The 6,913-nt window shown below is 66.6% G+C and carries 5 protein-coding genes and 1 pseudogene; 2 read left to right on the top strand and 4 right to left on the bottom strand.

Features of this window, described 5'->3' with window-relative positions; translation table 11 throughout:
* Positions 1 to 916: pseudogene (locus QZY06_RS03765) on the top strand (NAD-glutamate dehydrogenase domain-containing protein); the annotation flags it as partial.
* Positions 917 to 929: 13 nt separating this feature from the next.
* On the opposite strand, the gene QZY06_RS03760 reads toward QZY06_RS03765, so the two are convergent.
* The 4 genes from QZY06_RS03760 to QZY06_RS03745 form a co-directional block, all read right to left on the bottom strand.
* Entirely contained in the window at positions 930 to 2,432 is a 1,503-nt protein-coding gene (locus QZY06_RS03760; RefSeq protein WP_295680384.1) for a pitrilysin family protein, read from the bottom strand.
* Positions 2,429 to 3,781 (bottom strand): pitrilysin family protein, encoded by a 1,353-nt coding sequence (locus tag QZY06_RS03755; RefSeq protein WP_295680382.1) that lies wholly within the window; start codon positions 3,779 to 3,781, stop codon positions 2,429 to 2,431. The genes QZY06_RS03760 and QZY06_RS03755 overlap by 4 nt, the downstream gene beginning before the upstream one ends.
* Positions 3,782 to 3,844: 63 nt before the next feature.
* On the bottom strand, positions 3,845 to 4,552 hold the full coding sequence (gene hda, locus QZY06_RS03750) for a DnaA regulatory inactivator Hda (protein ID WP_295680380.1): 708 nt from the start codon (positions 4,550 to 4,552) through the stop codon (positions 3,845 to 3,847).
* Complete coding sequence (locus QZY06_RS03745; RefSeq protein WP_295680378.1) at positions 4,549 to 5,724, bottom strand: AI-2E family transporter; 1,176 nt, start codon at positions 5,722 to 5,724, stop codon at positions 4,549 to 4,551. The genes hda and QZY06_RS03745 overlap by 4 nt, the downstream gene beginning before the upstream one ends.
* Positions 5,725 to 5,785: 61 nt before the next feature.
* Here QZY06_RS03745 and purM point away from each other — a divergent pair, with 61 nt between their 5' ends.
* Positions 5,786 to 6,877, top strand: a complete 1,092-nt coding sequence (gene purM, locus QZY06_RS03740) for a phosphoribosylformylglycinamidine cyclo-ligase (RefSeq protein WP_295680375.1) — start codon at positions 5,786 to 5,788, stop codon at positions 6,875 to 6,877.
* The last annotated feature ends 36 nt before the right edge of the window (positions 6,878 to 6,913 follow it).

Genomic DNA, 6,913 nt, shown 5'->3' with positions numbered 1-6,913 from the left:
CGTCCGCGATCTGCTCGGCAACTTCCCGCCGCTGCTCGTCGAGCAGTATCGTGAACTGCTCAGTCGCCATCGTCTGCGGCGCGAGATCATCGCCACCATCCTGTCCAACGCCCTGGTCAACCGCATGGGCGCCGGCTTCGCGCAGCTCTGGGCGGACGATCACGGCCTGACCCGCGCCGAGGTGCTGAAGGCCTATGCGACGGCGCATCAGGTCTACGGCGGCGACAGCTACTGGCAGGCGATCGAAGCGCTCGACAACCAGGTGCCGGCGGCGACCCAGTATCGGCTGATGAATCTGGCGATCGGCCTGCTCAAGCACGCCACCGGCTGGTTCGCCGGTTCGCGCTGGGCGGCCAAGCCGGTGCAGGAAGCGGTGGAACGCTTCACCGCCACAGTGGCCGAATTGGAAGCCAGCCTGCCGGAAGCGCTGCCGGCCAGTTATCGCGAAGATTGGGATCGCAGCCATGCCGCAATGCTGGCCGACGAAGTGCCGACCGATCTCGCCCGCCGGCTCGCCAACACCCGCGCGCTGGGCGGCGCGCTGGACATCACCGAACTGGCCGAAGCCTCGGGCCGGTCGCTGGCCGAGGTCGCGGCGGTCTACTTCCAGCTCGGCGAACGTTTCCGGCTGCTGTGGCTGTTCGGGGCGATCAACGAGTTGCCGGTCAGCGGCAAATGGCAGTCGCTGGCCCGCGTCTATCTACGCGACGACGCTTGGCGCATTCACCGCACTCTAGCGGCGGCGGTGCTGGCGCTGGACGGCAAGGATGCCGACTCAAGAATCGCGGCCTGGACGGCGCTGCGCGAGCGCGTTGCCGGCCTGGTGCAGACCCGGCTTGCCGAACTGCAGGCCGCGGGTACTCGCGATTTCGCGGGGCTGTCAGTGGCGATTCGCGAGTTGGGCAATCTGGTTTGATGCGCGTTTGAGGTTAGCGCTTGCCACTCGCGCGCCGCAGTGACGGCGCTTCGAGATCAAGCTCGGCCAGCGGAATCACCTCGATGCGCTGGCCGTCTTTCTGCAGCGCCTCGGCGAACTGCCGGGCGTCGCCGACGATGACGAAGCGCAGCGCTTCCGGCTGGAAGTGCTGCGTCGCATAGCTGCGTACCTGGCTGGCATCGACCGCCGACACCCGGTCGATCACCCGGGTGATCTCGTCGGCCGGCACACCTTGGGCCATGCGGCTGGCGATCAGGCCGGCGATGCCACTTGCGGTTTCCAGACGTCGCGCATAGCTGCCGATGTAGCTGGCCTTGCGGGCGCCCAGTTCGTCGGTCGGCACTGCGTCGGCACTCAAGCGCGCGACTTCGGCGCGGATCAGGCCGACGACTTCGGCTGTCGACGCATTCTTGGTCTGCACGCTGGCCATCCAGGCGCCACCGTCGCGCAGCACGCCGTAGCTCGCGCTGGCGCCGTAGCTCAGGCCGCGCTTGATGCGGATCTCGCTGTTCAGCCGCGATGAATAACCGCCGCCGAGCACGTTGCTGGCGACCAGGCCAGGGTAATAGTCCTCGGCTGCGCGTCCGGGTAAGGGCAGGATGGCGATGACAGCCGCCTGGCCGGCATCCGGCTGATCGATGATGGTGATCGTTGCTGGCGCTGTCTGAGCAGCGGCTTTCGGCGGCGGTGTTGGCAACGCTTCCGTCGGCGCGTTCCAGTCGCCGAACACTTGGGCGGCAAGCGCGAAACCGGTATCCGGCTCGAGCCCTCCGGTCAGCACCAGCACGGCCTTGTCCGGCCGGTACCAGCGCTGGTGCAGCGTGCGCAGTTCGCCGGCGGTGATCCGCTGCATCGAAGCCGGCGTGCCGAGACGCGGATGTCCGTAAGGCGCGCTGCCGTGAACGATGCGCGCGGCCACCAGCGGCGCCAGATCGGAAGGATCGCTGAAGCTCAAGCGCAGGCTGTCGATCGCCTGAGCGCGATAGCGCTCCACCTCATCCTTCGCGAACGCCGGATGACGGACGACATCAGCCAGCAGATCGAGCGCCGCGGCCAGCTTCGGTGTGGTCACGGTGATGCCGACCGTCGTCGCATCCCAGCCGGCCTGGGCCTGGAGTGGTCCGCCGAGCGCTTCGGCAGCAGCAGCAAGCTGGCTGGCACTGCGGCTGCCGGCAGACGATTTCGTGCCTTGGCTGAGCAGGCTGGCGGTGAAATCGGCGAGGCCGGCGCGATCGGCCGGATCGACTTCGCTGCCGGACAACAGCAGGAATTCCGCAGCGACCAGCGCACTGCCGGCGCGCGGCAACACGACCACTCTCAAGCCATTGGCCAGCTGCTTCTCGATCGGTGCGGCAATCTCGGCCGCGCGAGTCGGGCCGGGTGCCGGCAGTTGGCTATTGTCGCCAGAGACAGTTGGCGCTTCGCTGCGTCCACAGGCAGTGACCAGAGCCAAGCCGAGCAGAACGATGACGAGTTGCGCAGGACGGCGGCTCATCGCTTGCCTCCAGCTGCGGTGGTCGTCTCGGGCAGATATTCGAGGCTCAGACGTTTGCCATCGATCAGCTGTGCCTTGGTCACTCGCTGCACATCGGCCGCGGTCACCGCCATCAGGCTCTCGAGTTCGCTGTTCGCAGCTTTGGCACTACCGGTGCCGATCCAGGCATCGCCGAGCGCATAGGCACGGCCTTCGTTGGTTTCGCGTTTGGCGAGCAGTTCGGTGAGCAGCACGGTCTTCGCTTTGTCGAGTTCAGCAGGCGGGATTGGCTTGTTCGCCAGCTTGCCGATCTCGGCCAACAGCGCGGCCTCGACCGCGGCAATTCGCTGACCGCTGGCCAGCAGCACGGTGGCGTAGACCGCGCCACGGTCGGCGGATTCCTCGTAGGTCAGATCGACGCCCTGGGCCGCCTGCAGCCGATAGACCAGCGCCTGGTGCAGTCGCGACGATTCGCCGCCGGCCAGCAGCGCGACGGCGATCTTCAGCGCGGGCACATCGGCACTATCCGGCTTCGGTGCGAGCCAGGACAGGCCGAGCGCCGGCAGCGGCACGTTCGGCACCCGCACCGTGATCCGGCGATCGGCTTCGCGTTCCGGCTCGATGGCAGTGACTCTCGGGATCGGCGCGGCCGGCTTGGCGATGCCACCGAAGTAGCGGTCGACCCAGGCATCGAGCTGTGCGACATCGAAATCGCCAACCACGATCAGCGCGGCGTTGTCCGGCCGGTAGTAGGTGGCATGGAAGGCCTGCACGTCGGTGAGCGTGGCGGCATCGAGTTCTTCGATGCTACCGATGGTCGGCCGCTTGTACGGATGCACACGCCAGGTTTCCTGCTGCAGGTGATAGGACAGCTGGCCATAAGGCGGAGTCAGCACCGCACTGCGGAATTCTTCCTGCACTACCGCACGCTCGGACTTGAAGCTGGCCTCGTCGACCGTCAGATGCTGCAGCCGCTCGGCCTCGGCCCACAGCAGGCGTTCGAGATGGTTCGACGGCACCACGTCGAGATAGTTGGTGCAGTCGTCACCGGTGCTGGCGTTGTTGGCGCCGCCGACGTCCTCGGTCAGCCGATCAAACTGCTCGCTGGCCAGATACTTGGTGCGCTTGAACATCAGGTGCTCGAACAGATGCGCGAAGCCGCTGCGCCCCTGCGGATCGTCCTTGGCACCGACCCGGTACCAGACCTGGATCGCCGTGGTCGGGCTGCCGTGATCCTCGAGGCTCAGCACGGTCAGGCCGTTGCCAAGTACGCGCTGCTGGTAGGCGAGCGGCGGCAGGGTCAGCGGCGCTTCGGCCTGGGCTGATAGCACGGCGAGAAGCAGGGGCAGGAATACGGTCAATCGGCGCATGGCAGGACTCGACACTAACTGCTTGAACCATAGCAAGCCGGCCGGCAGCCGGACGACAAGGCCCTAGCGTTCTGTAAGCACCTGACGCACGAACGGCAGCGTCGGCTGGCGGCGCGCGGCGAGGGCGGCGCGGTCGATGCGGGCGAGGGCGGCGAGCAGGCTGGGCGTGTCGCGGGGCAGGTGGGTCAGCATCCAGTGCACGGCGTCGCTGGACAGGGCCAGCCCCAGGCGCTGGCCGCGCGCTTTCAGCATTTCTGCGTGCTCTGCGTCGTCGAGCTTGCGCAGGGCGAAACAGGCCGAGGCGCAGAGGCGCGTGCGCAGATCGGGCATGCGGGCAATCGCCAGGCGATCGGGCGGCATCGCTGCCGACAGCAGGCAGCGGCCACCATGGCTTTTCACGGCGTCGAGCAGGCGCAACAGGGCCTGCGCCCACTGGCGGTCCTGCAGCGGGGCGTCGACGTCGTCGAGGCAGATCAGCTCGCAGGTCTCGAAGCCCTGCAGCACGGCGGGGTCTTCGGCGGCGAACGAGGCCAGCGGCAAGTAAGCAGCGTGAGAGCGCCGGCCCAGCGCTTCGCGCGAAGTGGCCTGCAGCAGATGGGTCTTGCCGCAGCCGACCGGGCCGTGGATCAGCGTCGTGCCGCCGTCACCGCCGGCCAGTTCGCGCAAGGCGGCGAGTGCCTGGGCGTTGGGGCCGGCGTCGCTCGCGTAGAAGCTGTCGAAGCTGGCCGGGTCGGCCATCTGCACCGACAGCGGCAGTTGCTCGCCGATCACGGGGTGCTTGCAGCATCCGGCTGGGTACCGATCAGGATCTCGGCCGAGACTGGCGGTGGCGGCGATTCGCCGACATCCAGATACAGCGAGCTGCGTTCCCAGCGACGCAGCGCGTGGCGTACCAGTACCGCCAGCACCGCGGCGACCGGCAGCGCCACCAGCACGCCGACGAAGCCGAACAGCTGGCCGCCAGCCATGATCGCAAAGATCACCGCGACCGGGTGCAGGCCGATGCGATCGCCTACCAGCATCGGCGTCAGCACGCCGCCTTCGAGCATCTGGCCGACGGTGAACACGATGATCACGTAGATCAGCGGCATCAGTGCCTGCTCCTGCACCAGCATCGCGATGCTGGCGGCGAGCAGGCCGAGGATGAAGCCGAGGTAGGGCACGAAGCTGACCAGCCCGGCCATGATGCCGATCAGCAGTGCCACATTGAGGCCGATCGCCCAGAGGCCCAGCGAGTAGATGATCGCCAGCGCCAGCATCACCAGCAGCTGGCCGCGGATCAGCGCGCTGAGCACGTCGTCGGTTTCGGCTGCGAAGGTGCTGGCCTGCGGCAGCAGGCGGCGCGGAATCAGCTTGCGGATCTTAAGGACCATCGTGTCCCAGTCGCGCAGCAGGTAGAACGACACGATCGGGATCAGGAACAGATTGGCCAGGAAGCCGAGCAGCGCCGGCGTCGAACGGCTGACGTAGTCGAAAGCAGTCGAGGCGATGCCGCTGGCACCATCCCAGTGGCTGGTCATGAATTTGCGCAGGCTTTCGACATCGAACGTGTAGCCGCGCGGCAGCTTGATGCCGAGCTTGGGCAGCGCCACGTCCTGCACCCATTGCGCCCAGGCCGGCACGTTGTCGATCAGCGACAGCACCTGCACCTGCAGCAGCGGCACCACCAGCACCAGCGCCAGCGCGGTCAGCGCCGTGACGACGACGAACACCAGGCAGACGCCGACGGTGCGCGACATCCGGTACGTCTCCAGGCGATCAACGAGCGGATCACCCATGTAGGCGAAGGTAGCGGCGATCGCGAACGGTGCCAGGATCGGCCCGAGCAGAATCATCATCACCAGAATGCCGGTGATCAGCGCGAACCAGGCCCAGTGTTCGCGGAGCATCGACAGGGTGGACGAGGGCTTGGCGCGGGCAGGTGCGGAGTGAACAGAGGCCATGAGAACGCGGAGGCTGGACGGGAACGGTTAAAATCATACGGCCCTCCGACCGACTGCGCCCATGACCGCCGCCAAAAAGAACAAGAAGCCCGTTTCTCGCGCCGCCGCTCCTTCCGTCACACCCTCCAAGCAGTCGTTGAGCTATGCCGATGCCGGCGTCGATATCGATCGTGGCGATGCGCTGGTCGATGACATCAAGAAGATCGTCAAGTCGACCCATCGGCCGGAGGTGCTCGGCGGCGTTGGCGGTTTTGGCGCGCTGGTGACTCTCCCCAAGAAGTACAAGCAGCCAGTGCTGGTGTCCGGCACCGATGGCGTCGGCACCAAGCTGCGGCTGGGTATCGAGTCCGGACGGGTCGAAGGCTTGGGCCAGGATCTGGTCGCGATGTGCGTCAACGATGTGCTGGTCAACGGTGCCGAGCCACTGTTCTTCCTCGATTACTACGCCACCGGCAAGCTCGATACCAGCATCGCTTCGGCGGTCATCAAGGGCATTGCCAAGGGCTGCAAGCAGGCGGGTTGCGCGTTGGTCGGCGGCGAGACCGCCGAAATGCCGGGCATGTACCAGCACGGAGATTTCGATCTGGCCGGCTTCTGCGTCGCCGTTGCCGAGAAGAAGAAGCTGATCGACGGCACCAAGATCAAGCCGGGCGACGTGCTGATCGCCTTGCCGTCGTCGGGTCCTCATTCGAACGGCTATTCGCTGATCCGCAAGATTCTCGAAGTCAGCCGCGCCACCTATGGCGAGAAGCTGAGCAAGAACACTTTGATCGAAGCGCTGATGGTGCCGACCACCATCTACGTCAAGCCGATCCTGGCGCTGCTGGACGCCGGCCTGCCGATCCGCGGCATGGCCCACATCACCGGTGGTGGCATCACCGGCAACCTGACCCGCATGTTCCCGAAGGGCACTTCGGCGGTCGTCGACATGGCCAGCTGGAAGCGGCCGGACGTGTTCAGCTGGCTGCAGAAGCAGGGCAATGTCGAGGAAGACGAGATGCGCCGGGTGTTCAACTGCGGCGTCGGCTTCGTCATCGTGGTGCCGAGGTTGAAGGCCGACGACGCGCTGGCCGCGCTGCGCGCCTCGAAGATCAAGGCCTGGATGCTGGGCGAGGTGGTCAAGGGCAATCCGGACGAGGTCCAGTACGCCTGAGGCTGCTGCCGTGAAGGGGCGTGCGCGGCTGGTGGT

Source organism: uncultured Nevskia sp., assembly GCF_903885465.1.
Lineage (GTDB): Bacteria > Pseudomonadota > Gammaproteobacteria > Nevskiales > Nevskiaceae > Nevskia.
This window is presented reverse-complemented; position numbering and strand designations above follow the sequence as displayed.

Excerpts from the sequence above, each read along its gene's own strand:
- QZY06_RS03760 (WP_295680384.1), bottom strand. The coding sequence starts at position 2,432 with ATGAGCCGCCGTCCTGCGCAACTCGTCATCGTTCTGCTCGGCTTGGCT.
- QZY06_RS03755 (WP_295680382.1), bottom strand. The coding sequence starts at position 3,781 with ATGCGCCGATTGACCGTATTCCTGCCCCTGCTTCTCGCCGTGCTATCA.
- purM (WP_295680375.1), top strand. The coding sequence starts at position 5,786 with ATGACCGCCGCCAAAAAGAACAAGAAGCCCGTTTCTCGCGCCGCCGCT.
- QZY06_RS03745 (WP_295680378.1), bottom strand. The coding sequence starts at position 5,724 with ATGGCCTCTGTTCACTCCGCACCTGCCCGCGCCAAGCCCTCGTCCACC.